At 70.6% G+C, this 17,091-nt stretch carries 9 protein-coding genes and 2 tRNA genes; 8 read left to right on the forward strand and 3 right to left on the reverse strand.

What is annotated here, in order from left to right; translation table 11 throughout:
- Positions 1-11: 11 nt before the first annotated feature.
- The 7 genes from CFREN_RS03285 to CFREN_RS03315 all read left to right on the forward strand — a co-directional run bounded on the left by CFREN_RS03285 (position 12) and on the right by CFREN_RS03315 (position 15,052).
- Positions 12-93, forward strand: a tRNA-Leu gene (locus CFREN_RS03285).
- A 254-nt stretch (positions 94-347) separates the two neighbouring features.
- Positions 348-1,955, forward strand: a complete 1,608-nt coding sequence (locus CFREN_RS03290; protein ID WP_396022136.1) for an inorganic phosphate transporter — start codon at positions 348-350, stop codon at positions 1,953-1,955.
- Positions 1,956-2,037: 82 nt separating this feature from the next.
- Complete coding sequence (locus tag CFREN_RS03295; protein WP_035120193.1) at positions 2,038-2,325, forward strand: hypothetical protein; 288 nt, start codon at positions 2,038-2,040, stop codon at positions 2,323-2,325.
- Between the two features lie 484 nt (positions 2,326-2,809).
- On the forward strand, positions 2,810-12,010 hold the full coding sequence (locus tag CFREN_RS03300) for a type I polyketide synthase (RefSeq protein WP_244979836.1): 9,201 nt from the start codon (positions 2,810-2,812) through the stop codon (positions 12,008-12,010).
- 261 nt (positions 12,011-12,271) lie between these two features.
- Positions 12,272-13,234 carry a hypothetical protein gene (locus CFREN_RS03305; RefSeq protein WP_209653867.1) on the forward strand — a complete coding sequence of 321 codons (963 nt, stop codon included), beginning with the start codon at positions 12,272-12,274 and terminating at the stop codon, positions 13,232-13,234.
- 366 nt (positions 13,235-13,600) lie between these two features.
- Positions 13,601-14,056, forward strand: coding sequence for a holo-ACP synthase AcpS (gene acpS / locus CFREN_RS03310; RefSeq protein ID WP_209654787.1), 456 nt, complete (start codon positions 13,601-13,603; stop codon positions 14,054-14,056).
- Positions 14,057-14,116: 60 nt separating this feature from the next.
- On the forward strand, positions 14,117-15,052 hold the full coding sequence (locus CFREN_RS03315) for a DUF7716 domain-containing protein (RefSeq protein WP_070523389.1): 936 nt from the start codon (positions 14,117-14,119) through the stop codon (positions 15,050-15,052).
- Positions 15,053-15,134: 82 nt separating this feature from the next.
- Here CFREN_RS03315 and CFREN_RS03320 read toward each other — a convergent pair whose 3' ends face one another.
- Both CFREN_RS03320 and bcp read right to left on the reverse strand, forming a co-directional pair.
- On the reverse strand, positions 15,135-15,770 hold the full coding sequence (locus CFREN_RS03320) for a TetR/AcrR family transcriptional regulator (protein ID WP_246580234.1): 636 nt from the start codon (positions 15,768-15,770) through the stop codon (positions 15,135-15,137).
- A 118-nt stretch (positions 15,771-15,888) separates the two neighbouring features.
- On the reverse strand, positions 15,889-16,389 hold the full coding sequence (gene bcp, locus CFREN_RS03325) for a thioredoxin-dependent thiol peroxidase (RefSeq protein ID WP_070523416.1): 501 nt from the start codon (positions 16,387-16,389) through the stop codon (positions 15,889-15,891).
- 103 nt (positions 16,390-16,492) lie between these two features.
- Between bcp and CFREN_RS03330 the strand changes: the two genes are divergently transcribed.
- Complete coding sequence (locus CFREN_RS03330; protein ID WP_035123613.1) at positions 16,493-16,774, forward strand: DUF3618 domain-containing protein; 282 nt, start codon at positions 16,493-16,495, stop codon at positions 16,772-16,774.
- A gap of 169 nt (positions 16,775-16,943) precedes the next feature.
- Here the strand turns inward: CFREN_RS03330 and CFREN_RS03335 are convergent.
- Positions 16,944-17,019 (reverse strand) — tRNA-Lys (locus tag CFREN_RS03335).
- Between the last annotated feature and the right edge of the window lie 72 nt (positions 17,020-17,091).

Below are 17,091 nucleotides of genomic sequence, written 5' to 3' on the forward strand. Positions count from 1 at the left end.
GGTGCGGGCGGGCGCCCGTGGCGGAATTGGCAGACGCGCAGGATTTAGGTTCCTGTGCCCGAGGGCGTGGGGGTTCAAGTCCCCCCGGGCGCACCGATTTTGGGGTCCGGGCCCGGCATCGCGGCCGGGCCCGGGTGGGGGGAGCCGGGCCGAGAATTACCCGAAGGGTCATTCAAAGTTCATATATAAGTCAATCGGGATTCACCCCTGCGAGGCACAGTGCCCCGCGGTGACCCTCGCGTCACCGGCATCCATCCATACGGCGGCCCCGACGGACTGCACCGACCCCCGGACACGGCAATCGCCCGCCCGAGGTCGCCGACCCGGTACGAGGAGTCGGATTTTCCATGTCGACCAAAACCGCAATACAAATGGAGCCCACCGGCGTCAAGCGTGGTGGGGACCTCCCCTGGCACCTGGCTTTCGGTGCGCTGCTGGGCATCACGCTCATCGTCTTCATCCTGTGGTCCCGCGGCTACGTCGGGGGCACCGACAACCTGATCATCCTGATCACCGCGATCGTCTTCGCGTTGTTCATGGCCTTCAACATCGGCGGCAACGACGTCGCCAACTCCTTCGGCACGTCCGTCGGCGCCGGCACGCTGACGATGAAGCAGGCGCTCATCGTCGCCGCGATCTTCGAGGTGTCCGGCGCCGTTCTCGCCGGCGGCGAGGTCACCGACACCGTTCGCTCCGGCATCGTCGACCTCGATTCCATCGCCCTGGTGCCCATGGACTTCGTGTTCATCATGATGTCGTCGCTGCTGGGTGCGGCGCTGTGGCTGCTCGTGGCCACGCGCATGGGCTGGCCCGTGTCGACGACCCACTCGATCGTCGGCGGCATCGTCGGTGGTGCGCTGACCATCGGCTTCGTCACCGACACCGGTGGCTGGGACATGGTCCAGTGGGACAAGATCGGCCAGATCGCCATTTCCTGGGTGCTGTCGCCGGTCCTCGGCGGCTTCGTCGCCTGGGTGCTGTTCCGGTCGATCAAGAAGAACATCCTGGTGTACAACGAGCGCGCCGACCAGTCGCTGCGCGAGCTGAAGACCCGACGCGCCGAGGTGCGCACCGAGCAGAAGCGCGCCTTCGAGCGTCTCGACGAGCTTCAGCGCATCTCCTACACCAATGCCATGGCCCGCGACGCCGAGGTCGTGTCCACGCACGACTACAACCCGGAGGACCTGGAGTCGGATTACTACCGCAAGCTCGAGGACCTCAACAAGGAGGCGGAGGAGGTCCACGCGCACAAGGCGCTGGAGACTTGGGTGCCGCTGCTGGCGTCCTTCGGTTCGGTGGTCATCGGTTCGATGATGCTGTTCAAGGGTCTGTCCAATCTCGAACTCAACTTCAGTGCGCTGACCAATGGCCTCATCCTCGCGATGATCGCCGCCGTGGTGTGGATGTCCGTGTTCATCTTCGCCAAGACCCTGAAGAAGCACGCGCTGTCGAAGTCGACCTTCCTGCTGTTCAGCTGGATGCAGGTGTTCACCGCCTCGGCGTTCGCGTTCTCCCACGGTTCGAATGACATCGCCAACGCGATCGGCCCGTTCGTGGCGGTGCTCGACGTGCTCAAGACCGGCGAGATCAACAGCGAATCCGCCGTTCCGATGGCCGTGATGGTCGCCATGGGCGTCGCCCTGATCTCCGGCCTGTGGTTCATCGGCCGCTACGTCATCAACACGGTCGGCCACGGCCTGACCGAGATGCACCCGTCGTCCGGCTTCGCCGCCGAGCTCTCCGCCGCCGGCGTGGTCATGGCCGCGTCGCTGCTGGGTCTGCCGGTCTCGTCGACCCACATCCTCATCGGCGCCGTCCTCGGCGTCGGCATCGTGAACAAGGCCGCCAACTGGAACCTGATGAAGCCCATCGCCACCGCGTGGGTCATCACGCTCCCCGCGGCCGCGGTGGTGTCCGCCGTCGGCGTGCTCATCCTGCGCGCCCTGTTCGGCTGATCCCATCGGTCCATGTCGGGCCCGTCGTTCCCGTTGTCCGGGGACGGCGGGCCCGTCGTCGTACATCGGTAGGATGCGGGCCATGAGCATCTCCATGCACATCGACGAGTACATGGCCCGCCGGGGGATCACGCCGGACGACACCGTCGTCGTCGACGACCCGTGCGCCGTGTTCGATGGGGCGGTGGAGAAGGCGGAGGGGTTGGACGACGAGATTTCGCGCGTCGCCGGGCTCGTCGGCGGCGCAGATGCCGGGTGGCGGGACGAGGGGCTGGCCGTGGCGTCGGAGGAGGCCGACCGGGATCGGCGCGACGACGCCGACGAACGCCTCGCCCGGGCGGTCGACACCGTGCGGGATCTGCTGGGCTGATACGCCGTCGGGGGCCGTGCGCGGGAGGGGATGTCGAGTGAGCTTCGTCACGTATTGAGCCGCATGAACGCCGGTTCCGATGGCGGCGATGGTGGGGGAGTCCGGCGCGTGAGTGGGACAAGGGGAACGTTCCTTTGCTTGTCAAACATGCACGTGGCGGCGCGTAAATCCGTGTGGTTTACGCCGTTGTGCCGCGCCTTTGCGTCGGCCTCGGTGGCGGTGCGGATCTGATCTTGCATCCATGCGTGGGCCGTCGTCACGCAAAAACATGAAGGAACCCTCACGACTCTTGTGGCATATTTGTCGGGCGAACCAACCCCGCGGGCATTCCCATGCCCATGTCCGCGGGGACCCCACGTCTGAACAAGGAGCCCACCGCGTGACCCCCAATCAGAAGCCGGAGCACCGCACCGCCGCCGACGCGTTGTCCATCTTCCGCTCGCGTCCCGCAGCCGACGACACGTCGCGCCGCGTCGAGCCCACGCTGTCCCAGCGGCTCGCCGCAGGCGAAAAGTTCGCCCTCAGCTTCTCCGGGCAGGGGTACCCCTGGCTCGACACCCTCACCACGTGCGTCGCCGCCGGCGTCGACGGCCGCGTCCGCGACCTGGTCGCCCGGGCCGAGCAGCGCCTGGCCCCCATCGCCGACCGTCTCGCCGGACAGCGACCCGACGGCTTCACCCCCTTCGAATGGGCGGAGAAGGCCAACGCTGCACAGGTCGCCGAATCCAACCCCGCCGCCTCGGCCGACGCCCTCGACGCCGACGCGCCCGCGAAGAAGACCCCCGTCGCCGTCGCCGGCCTGCCGGACCTGAACGACCCGGCGATCTCCGTGCCGGGCATCCTCCTCGCGCAGCTCGCCGTCCTCGACCTGCTGTCCGCCCAGGGCGTCGACGTGGCCGCCAACGTCGCGGCCATCGGACACTCGCAGGGCGTCCTCGGCGTCGACGCCGTCACCGCCCCGGACCGCGCCGCCGACATCGTCGCGCTCGCCGAGATCATCGGCGTCGCCGTCGCCCGCCGGGGCCGCATCACCGGCATGACCGCCCGCACCGCAGCAGACGCCGCCAACGGCGCCGGCACCGCGCACCCGATGATGGTCGTCTCCGGCGTCCGCCCGGATCTGGTCACACCGCACCTGGCGGGCCGCGCCGAAGTGGGCCTGCGCAACGGACGCACGATGTGCATCGTCGTCGGCACGCCCGCCGACCTGCGCGCCACCGAAGCCAACCTCGAGCGCGCAGCCGAGCAAGACGCCGTCGAACTGGCCGCCAAGCGCCGCGGCGGCGCGCCGTTCGCCCCGACGTGCTCCCCGCTGCGGGTCGGCGCCGGCTTCCACCATTCCGACATGGCCGCCGGCGTCGAGGAGGCCGTCGAGATGGCCGCCGTCGCCGGAATCGACGAGTCCTTCGCCCGCCCGATCGCCGAGCACGTCATGGTCGGCGTCATCGACTGGCCGGCTCAGGTGGCCTCCGCCGTCGACGCCGGCGCCGACTGGATCCTCGAGGTCGGCCCGGGCACCGGCGTCGCCCCGCTGACCCGCGCGCTCGTCGCCGGCACCGGCGTCGGCGTGGTCACCGTCGCCGTCGACGAGGGCCAGGCCGAGTTGTTCGAGCCCGGCAGCGCCCCGGCCGCCCCGACGTCCTGGGATGTCCACGCCCCGCGCCTGGTCACCCGCGACGGCCGCGCCCGCGTCGAGACGAAGTTCACCGACGCCACCGGCCGCTCGCCGATCGTGCTGGGCGGCATGACCCCGACCACCGTCGACCCGGCGATCGTCGCAGCCGCGGCCAACGCCGGGTTCTGGGCCGAGCTGGCCGGCGGCGGTCAGGTCACCCCGGAGATCTTCCACGACAACGTCGCCCGGCTGCACGAGCTTCTCGACGACGGCGCCTCGGCGCAGTTCAACACCATGTTCCTCGACCCGTACCTGTGGGGCATGCACATCGGGTCGCGTCGCTTGGTGCAGCGTGCCGTGGCCGCGGGCCGTCCGATCGACGGCGTGACCGTGTCCGCGGGCATTCCCGAGGTCGACGAGGCGGTGTCGCTGGTTCGCGAGCTGCGCGCCGGCGGCATCCCGCACGTGTCGTTCAAGCCGGGCACCGTCGCGCAGATCAAGTCGGTCCTGGCCATCGCCGATGCCCTGGCCGCCGACGCCGAGCTGTCGGATGTGCCGGTCATCATCCAGGTCGAGGGCGGTCGCGCAGGCGGCCACCACTCGTGGGAGGAGCTCGACGATCTGCTGATCGCGACGTACGCCGACATCCGCGCCCGCGACAACGCGGTGCTGGCGGTCGGCGGCGGCATCGGTCGTCCGGAGCAGGCCGCCGAGTACCTGCTGGGCCGCTGGTCGCAGCGCCACGGGTACCCGGCGATGCCGGTCGACGCGATCATCATCGGCACCGCGGCGATGGCGGCGAAGGAGTCCACGGCGTCGGCGGGGGTGAAGAAGCTGCTGGTCGACACCCGGGGCACGGATGCCTGGGTGCCCGCCGGCGGTGCCGCGGAGGGCATGGCCTCGGGTCGGTCGCAGCTGGGCGCGGACATCCACGAGATCGACAACGCCGCCGCCCGCGCGGGCCGGTTGCTCGACGAGGTCGCCAACGACGCCGATGCGGTGGCCGCCCGCCGCGACGAGATCATCGCCGCGATCGATCGCACGGCGAAGCCGTACTTCGGCGACGTCGCCGAGATGACCTACCGCGAGGTCCTGGACCGTTACCTGGAGTTGGCGGCGCCGGACGGCGAGTTTCTCGATCCGTCGTGGGGCGTGCGTTTCGATGTGATCCTCGACCGTTTCGAGGCTCGTCTGGCCACCGTCGATTCCGGTGAGTTCGATTCGGTGCGCTCCGGCGCATCGGTGGGGCCGGACGCGGTGTCCGGTGCCGACTCCGTGGCGCTGCTGGCCGGGGCGTATGACCTCGAGGTTCGTCTGCATCCGGCCGATGCCGCGCATTTCGTGTCGGAGGCGTGCCGCACGCCGGGCAAGCCGGTGAATTTCGTGCCGGTCATCGATGCGGAGGTGCGCCGCTGGTGGCGTTCGGATTCGTTGTGGCAGGCCCACGACGAGCGTTACGACGCCGACGGCGTGTGCATCATCCCGGGTACCGCGGCCGTTGCGGGCATCACCGCGGCCGATGTTCCGGTGGCGGAGATCCTCGGTTCCTTCGAGGACGCCGCCGCCGAGGAGCTGGCCGCGTCGGCCTCGACCCCGGCCGCGGAGGAGGAGATCTCCCCGGTCGCGCGGGTTCTGGCGAGCCCGATCATCCATTGGGCGGGTCGTCAGCAGGCGAACCCGGCGCTGCAGCTTGGCGCGCGTGCGTCGTGGTTGCTTGACGACGGCTCGTCGTCGGCCTCGCAGCCGGACACCGGCGCCACCCTGGTGGCCGACGGCGACGGCGCCGCCGTATTGATCGTCGGTCTGGAGGGTTCCGGCGGCGACCATGAGCTGACCCTGCGTTTCGACGTGTCCGGCCCGGTCGGCACCGCCCCGGTCATTTCCGTCGATGACGCCGCCGCGTCGATGCGATCGCTCACGGCCATCGCCGCCGGCGGGGTGCTGCCGGAGGTCGTCGACGGCGTCGCCGAGTGGGAGTCGGTCTGGACCACCGCCGCCGCGGCCGACCATGGCGCGGTGACCGGCGCCGATTCCCGCACCGCCCCGGATGCCCTGGTGGGTCATGCGTGGCCGGCGATCTTCGCCGCCGTCGCCGACGCCACCACCGAGTCGGGCGTCCCGGTGGTCGAGGGCATGTTGGCCCTGGTCCACCTCGAGCACCACATCCGCATGGTCGCCGACGCCGGCGCTGACGGTTCGGGTCTGCCGGCCGACGGCACCCGTTTGGCCATCACCGCTCACGCCGACGACGTCGCCGACACGGAGATGGGCCGCGTCGTCGTGGTCCGCGCCGAGATCCGCGATGCCTCCGCCGCAGCCGGCGAGTCCAACCTCGTGGCCACCCTGTCGGAGCGTTTCGCCATCCGCGGCCGCAACGGCGACACCCCGGCGCAGGTCAACACCGTGCCGCTGCCGACCGTCGTCGACACCCCGCGCAGCCACCGCGCCACGGTCACCGTCACCGCGCCGCGGACGCTGGTGCCGTTCGCCACCGTTTCCGGCGACCGCAACCCGATCCACGTCGACGACCGCGCCGCGATGCTCGCGGGTCTGCCGGGCGTCATCGTCCACGGCATGTGGCTGTCCGCCGCCGCCGAGCACGCCGCCATCGCGGGCAGCCCGGCGGGTCTCGGCGACCGCATCACCGAGTTCACCTCCACCATGCTCGCCCCGGTTCTGCCCGGCCAGGAGGTCACGTTCACCGTCGAGCGCCGCGGCCTCGACGACCGCCCCGGCAATGGCGAGGTCCGCGAGGTCATGGCCACCGTCGACGGGGAGCCCGTGCTGTCGGCCACGGCCGTCATCGCCGCGCCGACGACCTTCTACGCCTTCCCCGGCCAGGGCATCCAGTCCAAGGGCATGGGCCTGGCGGCCCGCGCCAACTCGGCCGCCGCCCGCGCCGTGTGGGACGAGGCCGACGCCGTCACCCGCGACAAGCTCGGCTTCTCCGTGCTGGCGATCGTCCGCGACAACCCGACCGAGGTCACCGTCGACGGCCGTCGCTTCCACCACCCGGAGGGCGTGCTCAACCTGACGCAGTTCACGCAGGTCGCCATGGCGACGCTGGGCCTGGCCCAGGCCGCCGAGCTGCGCGAAGCCGGTGTCCTCGACGAAAACGCCTACTTCGCCGGCCACTCCGTCGGCGAGTACAACGCGCTGGCCGCCTTCGCCGGCGTGCTCGACGCCGCAGCCGTCCTCGAGGTCGTCTACCGTCGCGGCCTGACCATGCATGCTCTGGTCCCGCGCGACGCCGACGGCCGCTCCAACTACGGGCTGGCCGCCCTGCGCCCCGACAAGTGCGGCGTGGCGGAGTCGCAGGTCGAGGAATTCGTGGCGGATGTCGCAAAGCAGTCCGGGGAATTCCTCGAGGTCGTCAACCACAACCTGGCCGGCAAGCAGTACGCCGTCGCCGGCACCGTCGCCGGGCTCGAGGCTCTGCGGGCCGCCGCCGACGAGGCCGCCCCGGACGGCAAGGCCTACGTGCGCATCCCCGGCATCGACGTGCCGTTCCACTCGTCCGTCCTGCGTGATGGCGTCGACGAGTTCCGCGGCCACCTCGACCGCCTGCTGCCGGCCGAAGTCGACCCGGAGGTGCTCACCGGCCGCTACATTCCGAACCTCACCGCCACCCGGTTCGCGCTGACCGAGCAGTTCGTCCGCGAGATGAACGCCGTCGCGCAGTCGCCGATCCTCGACGACGTCCTCGCCGATTTCGACGCCGCCGCCGCGAACCCGGGCCGACTGGCCCGCACCCTGCTCGTCGAGCTGCTGGCCTGGCAGTTCTGCTCGCCGGTGCGCTGGATCGAGACGCAGGACCTGGTCCTCGGCGACCTGGGCGTCTCCCGCATCATCGAAGTCGGCGTGGGCACCGCCCCGACCATCGCCAACCTCGCCGCCCGCACCGCCGCCCTGCCGCGCCACGCGGACCGCGACGTCACGGTGTGGAACGTCGAACGCGACGCCGACCTGGTCTTCGCACGCGACGAGGTCCGCCCCGACGCCGACGACGCAGACGACGCCGACGATGCCGCCGAGTCCTCTGCGTCCGATGCCGAGGCGGTCGAGGAAACGCAGGTGCCGGCCGAACCGCTGGCCACGCCCGCCGCCGCCACCGCCGACGCCGCCCCGGCACCGGCGCCCGTGGCGACGTCCGCCGAGCGTCCCGCCGACCTCACCGTCACCCCGGCCGACGCCGTCGAACTGCTCATCGCCCTGTGGACCAAGGTCCGCCTCGACCAGATCGGGGCCGCCGACTCCATCGAGACGCTCGTCGACGGCGTGAGCTCCCGCCGCAACCAGCTGCTGTTGGACCTGGGCACCGAATTCGGACTGGGCGCCATCGACGGCGCCGCCGACGCCGACATGCCCTCCCTGAAGGACAAGGTTGGCGGCATGGTCCGCGGCTGGACCCCGTGGGGCCCGGTGCTCGGCGAGGCCCTGGCCGACGGTTTGCGCCGCGTCACCGGTCCCGCCGGCGCCCGCGCCAACCACGTCGCCGACCGCGTCCGCGACACCTGGCAGCTCGGCGACGGCTGGGTCGAGGCCGCCGTCGCCGAGGTCGTCCTCGGTTCCCGCGAGGGCGCGTCGCTGCGCGGCGGCGAACTGGGCCACCTCGCCCCGAACCCGCCGTCGTCGACCGCGGAACTCGACCAGCTCATCGACGCCGCGGTGCAGGCCGTCGGCGCCAAGCACGGCGTCACCGTGACCATGCCGGCCACCGGCGGCGGCGCGGGCGGGGTCGTCGATTCCGCTGCGCTGGGCGCCTTCGCCGAGCAGGTCACCGGTTCCGGCGGCGTGCTGGCCGTGGCCGCGCGCACCATCCTGGAGCAGCTGGGCCACGAGGTCACCGGCGCCGTCGACTTCGACGCCGACGACGCCGACGACAAGCTGCTGGACTTGGTCACCGCCGAGCTCGGCGCCGACTGGCCGCGCCTGGTCACCCCGTCCTTCGACGCCGACCGCGCCGTGCTCATCGACGACCGCTGGGCCACCTCCCGCGAGGACCTGGCCCGCATGTGGGCCGCCGCCTCCGACGAGGACCTGGCCGCCGCGACCCCGGCGACGATTTCGGCCTCCGCCGCACCGCAGGCGACGTTCTGGGCCGATCGCGCCACCGCCGCGGGCCGCACCGAACTGGCCGCCGCCTACGCGCAGCTGTCGGAGACCGCCACGTCGCCGGGGGAGGGCGCCTGCGCCTCCGACGTCGCCGTGGTCACCGGCGGCTCGCCGGGCTCCATCGCGGCGGCCGTCATCGGACGACTGCTTTCCGACGGTGCCACTGTGGTCGCCACCACGTCGTCGTTGAACCCGACCCGCCTGGCGTTCTACAAGGAGCTCTACCGAACCAACGCCATCGACGGTGCGGCCCTGTGGGTCATCCCGGCGAACCTGACCAGCTACCAGGACCTCGACGCGGTCGTCGACTGGGTCGGCGGCGAGCAGACCGCCACCGTCGGCGGCGGCACCGTGGTCACCAAGCCGGCCATGTCGCCGACCCTGCTGTTCCCGTTCGCCGCCCCGCGCGTCATGGGATCGCTGGCCGACGCCGGCCCGGCCGCCGAAATGCAGATGCGCCTGCTGCTGTGGTCCGTCGAGCGTCTCGTCGCCGGCCTGTCGCAGATCGGCGCCGACACCGACGTCGCCCACCGCCTGCACGTGGTCCTGCCGGGCTCGCCCAACCGCGGCCGCTTCGGCGGCGACGGCGCCTACGGCGAATCGAAGGCCGCCCTCGACGCCGTGGTCACCCGCTGGCACGCCGAAGAGGTCTGGGGTTCGCGCACCTCGCTGGTCCACGCCCACATCGGCTGGGTCCGCGGCACCGGCCTGATGGGCGGCAACGACCCGCTGGTCGACGCCGTCGAAGCCAAGGGCGTGCGCACCTACGCCACCGAGGAAATGGCCGAACTCCTCCTCGAGCAGGCCACCCCGGACGCCCGCGCCGCCGCGGCCGACAAGCCCATCACCGTCGACCTGACCGGCGGACTCGGCGACGTCGACCTCAACATGTCCAAGCTGGCCGAAGAGGCCCTGGCCGCTTCCGCCGACGAGGACGACGGCGTCGAGGTGGCCGTCGCAAAGCCCCGAAGCATCCGGGCCCTGCCGCGCCCGCGCACCCCGCTCGGCCGCACCGCCCCGGACTTCACCGGAATCACCGCCGCCCCCGAGGACATGGTCGTCATCGTCGGCGCCGGCGAACTCGGCCCCTACGGCTCGTCGCGCACCCGCTTCGAAGCCGAAATCGGCGACATCTCCGGCGCCGGCATCGTCGAACTGGCCTGGACCATGGGCCTGATCAGCTACGACGGCGGCTGGATCGACGCCGACGGCCAGCCCATCGACGAAGAGGACATCGTCGAACGCCACCGCGACGAAGTCACCGCCCGCATCGGCGTCCGCCGCTACGGCGACGACGGCGACCTGGTCGACAACACCATGACCGAGCTGACCACCGTCTACCTCGACCGCGACCTGTCCTTCCCGGTCCGCGACAAGGCGGCGGCGATCACCTTCGTCGAATCCGACCCGGACAACACCACCGCCCGCCCGGACGGCGACTCCGGCGAGTGGATCGTCACCCGACTGGCCGGCACCGCCGTCCAGGTGCCGCGCCGCATGGCCATGTCCCGCTACGTCGGCGGCCAGATCCCCGAGGGCTTCGATCCCGCCGTCTACGGCATTCCCGCCGAAATGTGCGAAAACCTCGACCGCGTCTCCCTGTGGAACCTCGTCTGCACCGTCGACGCGTTCCTGTCCTCCGGTTTCACCCCGGCGGAGCTGCTCGGCGCGGTCCACCCCGGCCTGGTGTCCTCCACCCAGGGCACCGGCATCGGCGCGATGGAATCCCTGCGCAGCCTGTACATCGACGGCATCCTCGGCCTGCCGCGCGCCAGCGACGTCCTGCAGGAGGCCCTGCCCAACGTCATCGCCGCGCACGTCATGCAGTCCTACGTCGGCGGCTACGGCCAAATGGTCCACCCCGTCGCCGCCTGCGCCACCGCCGCGGTGTCCGTCGAGGAGGGCCTGGACAAGATCCAGCTGGGCAAGGCCGACTTCGTCGTCGCCGGCGGTTTCGACGACCTGTCCACCGAGGGCATCACCGGCTTCGGCGACATGAACGCCACCGCCGACTCCGCCGCGATGGACGCCAAGGGCATCGACCGCCGCTTCTTCTCGCGGCCCAACGACCGTCGCCGCGGCGGGTTCGTCGAGTCGCAGGGCGGCGGCACCGTGCTGCTGGCCCGCGGTTCGGTGGCCCGTGACCTGGGGCTGCCGGTGCTCGGCGTGGTCGCTTTCGCGGAGTCCTTCGCCGACGGCGCCCACACGTCGATCCCGGCGCCGGGCCTCGGTGCGCTGGGTGCGGCGCGCGGCGGCACGAGTTCCCGTCTGGCGCGGGCGCTGGCCGCCCACGGCGTGTCCACGGACGAGGTGTCCATCCTGTCCAAGCACGACACGTCGACCAACGCCAACGACCCGAACGAGTCGGAGCTGCACGAGCGCATCGCCGATGCGATGGGCCGCGACGAGTCGAACCCGCTGTTCGTCATTTCGCAGAAGTCGCTGACCGGCCACGCCAAGGGCGGCGCGGCGGCGTTCCAGATGATCGGCCTGACCCAGGTGCTGCGCTCCGGCGTGCTGCCGGCGAACCGGTCCCTGGATTGCGTCGATCCGGAGTTGGCCAAGCACGGCCGTCTGGTGTGGCCGACCAAGCCGATCGAGATGGGCGGCGCGCTGCCGATGAAGGCCGGTTTCGTCACTTCGCTGGGCTTCGGTCACGTCTCGGCGCTGGTCGCGATCGTCCACCCGGAGGCGTTCCATGCGGCCGTCGCCGCGGAGAACGGTGCCGAGGCCGCCGACGAGTGGCGTACCACCGCCGATGAGCGCGAGGCCGCCGGCCAGCGTCGCATCGACGAGGCGATCTACGGCGGCGAGGCTCTCTATGAGCGTCCCGAGGGTCGTCGCCTCGGCGATGGTGGTGCGTACGGCGACACCGCCGCTCTGGAGAAGGCGGTCATCCTGAACCCGGACGCGCGTCTGGTGGACGGAGTGCTTTCCGACGAGCCGGCCTCGTAGCGCTCACCCCGACGGCGCCGACGAGTGTGCGTGACAGACGCCGTGACGCACACTCGTCGGTGGGGTGGGGGCTGCACATTTGACGAGTGTGCGCGACAGGCGCTGTGACGCACATTCGTCGGTGGGTGGGCTGCACACTCGCCGGGTGGTGGGGGCGGGACGGCCGAGGCTGTGGATGGATGGGCGTCGCAAAGCAAAACCATCCACAGCCCCACGTCCCGAACCAAGCGGAACCAGCCGCACCCGGCGACACTCCGCCCTGTGCGATACGAAGACTCGAACCTGCCCATCGGGCCGCTCAGCCGCGACGAACTGCTCGCCCGACACGGCATCCACACCACCGAACTCGCCGCCAACTACGTGCAACTGCGCGACGGCCGCCACGTCCGCGCCGACCACGCACGCGACATGAACACCCTCATCGACCACGCGGCCGCCCGCTACCCTGACGGCGTCATCGGCCTGTGGGGAGCCGCTCACGCCCACGGCCACAAATGGCTGCCGTGGGACGCGCTGCCCGCGGTGTTCGTCGAACCGACGCGCCGCACGCCCATCGACGCAATCAGCCTCGACCAGCACCTTCGCACCCCGCACCCCGACCCCCGGGCCATGCCCATGTTCGCGATGGCCCGCACCATCCTGCCCGTCGACGCGATCACCGACATCGGCGGCATCCGCTACACCACGCCGCTGCGCACGGCATTCGATCTGTCCAGAATCCACCTGCTGCCCGAGGCCGTCGCCGCCGTCGACGGGCTGTGCGCCGCCGTGCCGGGACTCATCGACGACATTCGCCGGGCGGCGCAGATCCGCGATCGATCCATGCGCGGCATCGGCCGATTCCGCGAGGTGGCGGCCCTGGCGAGCCCGCTGTCCGAAAGCCCCTGGGAATCGCGGACGAACGTGCTCATGCACGCCATCGGCCTCGAGGGGATGGTGCAGCAGCATTCGGTGATCGTCGTCATCGACGGGATGGAAATCGAGGTGCGCATGGACTTCGCGAATGTGCTGGCCCGCACCGGCGTCGAATACCTGGGAAAACACCACGAGTACGAGCACAACCGCCGGTGGGACCAGCTGCGGACCGCCGCGCTGGCCAAACTAGACTGGCGGCTGATCACGCTCAACGCCCGCGCGGTGACGACTCGATGGCGCCAGACGGCCCAAGCCCTGAAGCGGACGATGGCCGAGCGCATGGAACTCGGCCGGCGACTGGGCTGGTGATGCGCGAAGGGCGTGCCGGTGCGGTGCGGCGGGGTGGGGGCTGCAGATTTGACGAGTGTGCGCGAGAGACGCTGTGGCGCACATTCGTCGGCCGGGTGGGGGCTGCAGATTTGACGAGTGTGCGCGAGAGACCCTGTGGCGCACATTCGTCGGCGCGGGGGAGGCGTCGCGGGCGGCCGGTATCGTGGACGCATGGAATCAGGGCGAACATCCGGGCAGACGCCGTCGGAGCGGGGGGCGGAGCCGGAGCGGCAGCCGGCGTCGGAGCGGGGGGCGGCGTCGGAGGACGGCAACGCCCCGCTCCCCGCCACACTCAACGACGACGTCTCCCACACCTGCACGCCCCACGACGCCCTCGCGGCGTCAATCCTGGGTACGGGCATCGACATGGTGCACGTGCCGTCGTTCGCGGAGGACCTCGCCCGCCCCGGCTCGGTGTTCGCGTCGTCGGTGTTCACGGTGGGGGAACGCACCGCCGCGAATCGCCGGGGCCTGTCGGGCGACGCCCTGGCCCGGCACCTCGCGGGTCGCTGGGCGGTGAAGGAGGCCGTGATCAAGGCCTGGTCTCAGGCGATTTATGGCGCGCCGCCGGTGATCCCGCGCGATGAGCTCGATTGGCGCGAGATCGAAGTCGTCGCCGACGCGTGGGGCCGGGTCGCGGTGACGCTGCACGGGCGGGTGCGCGATGCGGTGGTTGATTGCTTTGCGACGCCCACCTCTTCGGTACAGGAGCGTGCCGACGGGGCCTCCGGCGTCGACTTCCACGTCAGCATCAGCCACGACGGCGATCACGCCATCGCCATTGCGATTCTGGCGAGGTGACGGCGATCGCCGCGATGCCGGTACATTGAGGACGTGGTGAAACCGGGGCACGTTTATCCGATGGCGGACATCGTCGAGGCGCTGCTGCACGCGTCGACGCCGGGCGACGAGCCCAGGGACGTTGATTCGGTGGACGCCGATTCACGGGGCGCGGTCGGCGGGGTGCGGGAGTTTTGCCTTTACGGCCCTCCGTCCGACGGAGGCCTTCGCGCGGACGGCACCTACCTCATCGACGGGTGCCCCGAGGTCGGCGACGACGACCGGGAACTCCTTCCCGAGGCGGCCACCGCTGAGGGCCTTGAATTCCTCTCCATGGGGGAGCACCTCGACGACGTCGTGCACAATCTGCGGCAGCAGGGAGCGCCCACGGATGTGGCGACGTGCGTCGAAGCGATCAACCACTATCTGGAGCACGACGATTTCCTCGTCGTCGATGGTGTCGATGGCGGCGATGGCCCATCCGGCGTGAAGGCGCTGTCCGACATCGTCGCCGACCGCGATCTCCTGCGGAAGAACCAGGTGGAATCGGTCTCGCGGGTGCTCGGGTTGTCGCTGCGCAAGCTGCTCGGGAAGGAGACGGCCGATGCGTTGCTCGCTCTCCACGGCCACCAGCTGTCGACCGCGGTGAGCATTGACGTCGCCGCCTGGAACCAGTGGAGCCGGAGCCCATTTGCGGGACGGGTGACCGATGGGGCGACTCATCGGCTGTTCGCGTGGGGTCACGACGGCGATGCGTGGGCGGTGCGCGCCGACGACCCGGCGACGCCCGTCGTGTACTTCGGCGCAGACGGGGAGGACGCCGCCGGGGAGATGGTCGATCTCGGCGTCGACGTGGCGACCTTCCTCCGCATCGCCGATGTGTGGCGGGCGCTGGAATCGAAGCGGTTCGAACTCGGACCGGACCCGGCCGCGCACCCCATCCTCGCCGAGCTCCGCAAAAAGGTGTCGCCGCTGGTGCCCGCGCCGGCGGACTCGTGGCCGTGGCCCTACGAGTAGGCGCACGTGGCGGCGGCGGGCCGTCGTAAAGCATGCCGCCCGCCTAAAGCACGCTGCCCGACGCGGCCCACCCGAAAACGGCCTAGCCGCCCGCCTTCTCGGCGACGGTCATGAGGTAGGAGATGAGCATGCGCTTGACCTCCTGCACCGTCAGTTCGTAGTGCAGCTCGCGCATGCCGGCGTCGCCCGGACGGTCGACGGAGTAGTTGAGCAGCGAATACGTCGTGTGGATGAGCAGTCCCGCAATGAAGCCGCGCACGTCGGCGTCGGACCCCGGGGCGAGGGGCCGCAGCACCTCCGAAATGCCGTCGAGCAGTTCCTGTTCGGTGTGCGCCGCCGTCGCCCGCGTCGCCGGCGTCGACTGCACCGCCAACCACACCGAACGCCGCGACGGGTCGTTGCGCCACAGGTCGGCGATGTGGTCGATGAACTCCGACAGGAAGTCCGGCCATTCGAGGGCGGGCACCCGCTCGGCGAAGCGGTTGATCTCGGCGACGACGCCGGCGGCGTCCTGGCGGTCGAGCTCGCAGATCATGACGTACTTGTTGGCGAAGAACTGGTACAGCGTGCCGATGGGCACGGACGCCCGTTTGGCGACCTCGTCGAAGGTGAAGGACTCGAATCCGACGTCGACGAGCACGTCGCGCGCCGCCGACAGGATGCGGGCGTAGCGTTCGCGGCTGCGTTGCTGGGCGGGGCGCCGCCGGGGGCGGAGGATTTCGGGGTCGTGCTCCGGGGCCGCGGCGTCGGGGCGTGACGACGCTTCATCGGCTTTCGACCCGCTCCGCCCGGTTCGGCCGCTCTGCCCGGCCCGCCCGGCCGACTCCGTTTTCGGCTCAGTCACCGGCGTTGAGGTCACGCAGGACGCGGCCGACGTGACCCTTCGCGCGGACGTTGTACCAGGCGTTTTCCACGGTGCCGTCCGCCCCGACCAGGACGGTCGAGCGGATGACGCCCTGGACGATCTTGCCGTAGTTCTTCTTCTCGCCGAACGCGCCCCAGGCGGCCAGCGTCTCCTTCGTCGGGTCCGACAGGAGGGTGAAGTTCAGGCCGTGGTCGTCGCGGAACTTGGCCAGCTTCTCCGGCTTGTCGGGGGAGATGCCCACGACGTCGATGCCGGCGTCGTTGAACTGGGCGGATTCGTCGCGGAAGTCGCAGGCCTGGGTGGTGCAGCCCGGGGTGTTGGCCCGCGGGTAGAAGTACACGAGGACGCGCTTGCCGCGGTAGTCCGACAGGGACACCTCCCGTCCGTCGTCCGCCGTGAGCGTGAAGTCGGGGGCGGCGTCTCCGGGTTCGAGCCGGATGTTCTTCGGTGCGGTGGTGTCGTTGTCGGCCATGGGGCCCATGGTAGCGGGATTAATGGGTGTTGGGCGCCCAAAGATGCTTTCGAGTGTTACCCTTTTGCATCAGTCGACCGTTCACCGATCAAGGGGAGTCCACGTGGCCCGCAGCATTGACGACATCCAGCGCGACATCGAGCGCAACCGCACCCAGCTCGCCAAGACGCTGGACGAGCTTGCCGTGCGCACCAATCCGAAGAACGTCGCGGAGGACGCGAAGTCCCGTGCCGTGGACGGCCTGCAGGAGCCGAAGGTTCAGGCCGTGCTCGGCGCCGTCGCCGTGGTGATCGTCGGCGCGATCGCCCTGTCGGTGACCCGCAGCCGCCGTCGTTCGGCGGAGATCGAGCGCATTCGCGAGATGATCGAGGCCGCCGGCCGCTAGTTCGGGTTTCGGTGCCGCCGGAGGGCGGGTCCCCGTTCGGGGCCCGTCCTCTTTTTGCTTTGCGACGGCCCTCGGGATGCTTCGGGGCTCCCGACGCAACCGGCGCCGTCGACGCAACCGAAACCGCGCATGAAAAAACCAGGCCGGGTAAAATACCCGGCCTGGTTGGTGGTGCGCCATCAGGGACTCGAACCCCGAACCCGCTGATTAAGAGTCAGCTGCTCTGCCAGTTGAGCTAATGGCGCTTGCGTTGTCGCTCCGGCCCGCTGTGCGCTGGCCTCCGCTGCAACGAGAAGAAATATAACCCTCTTCGCGGC

It is taken from the genome of Corynebacterium freneyi (assembly GCF_030408835.1).
Taxonomy (GTDB): domain Bacteria; phylum Actinomycetota; class Actinomycetes; order Mycobacteriales; family Mycobacteriaceae; genus Corynebacterium; species Corynebacterium freneyi.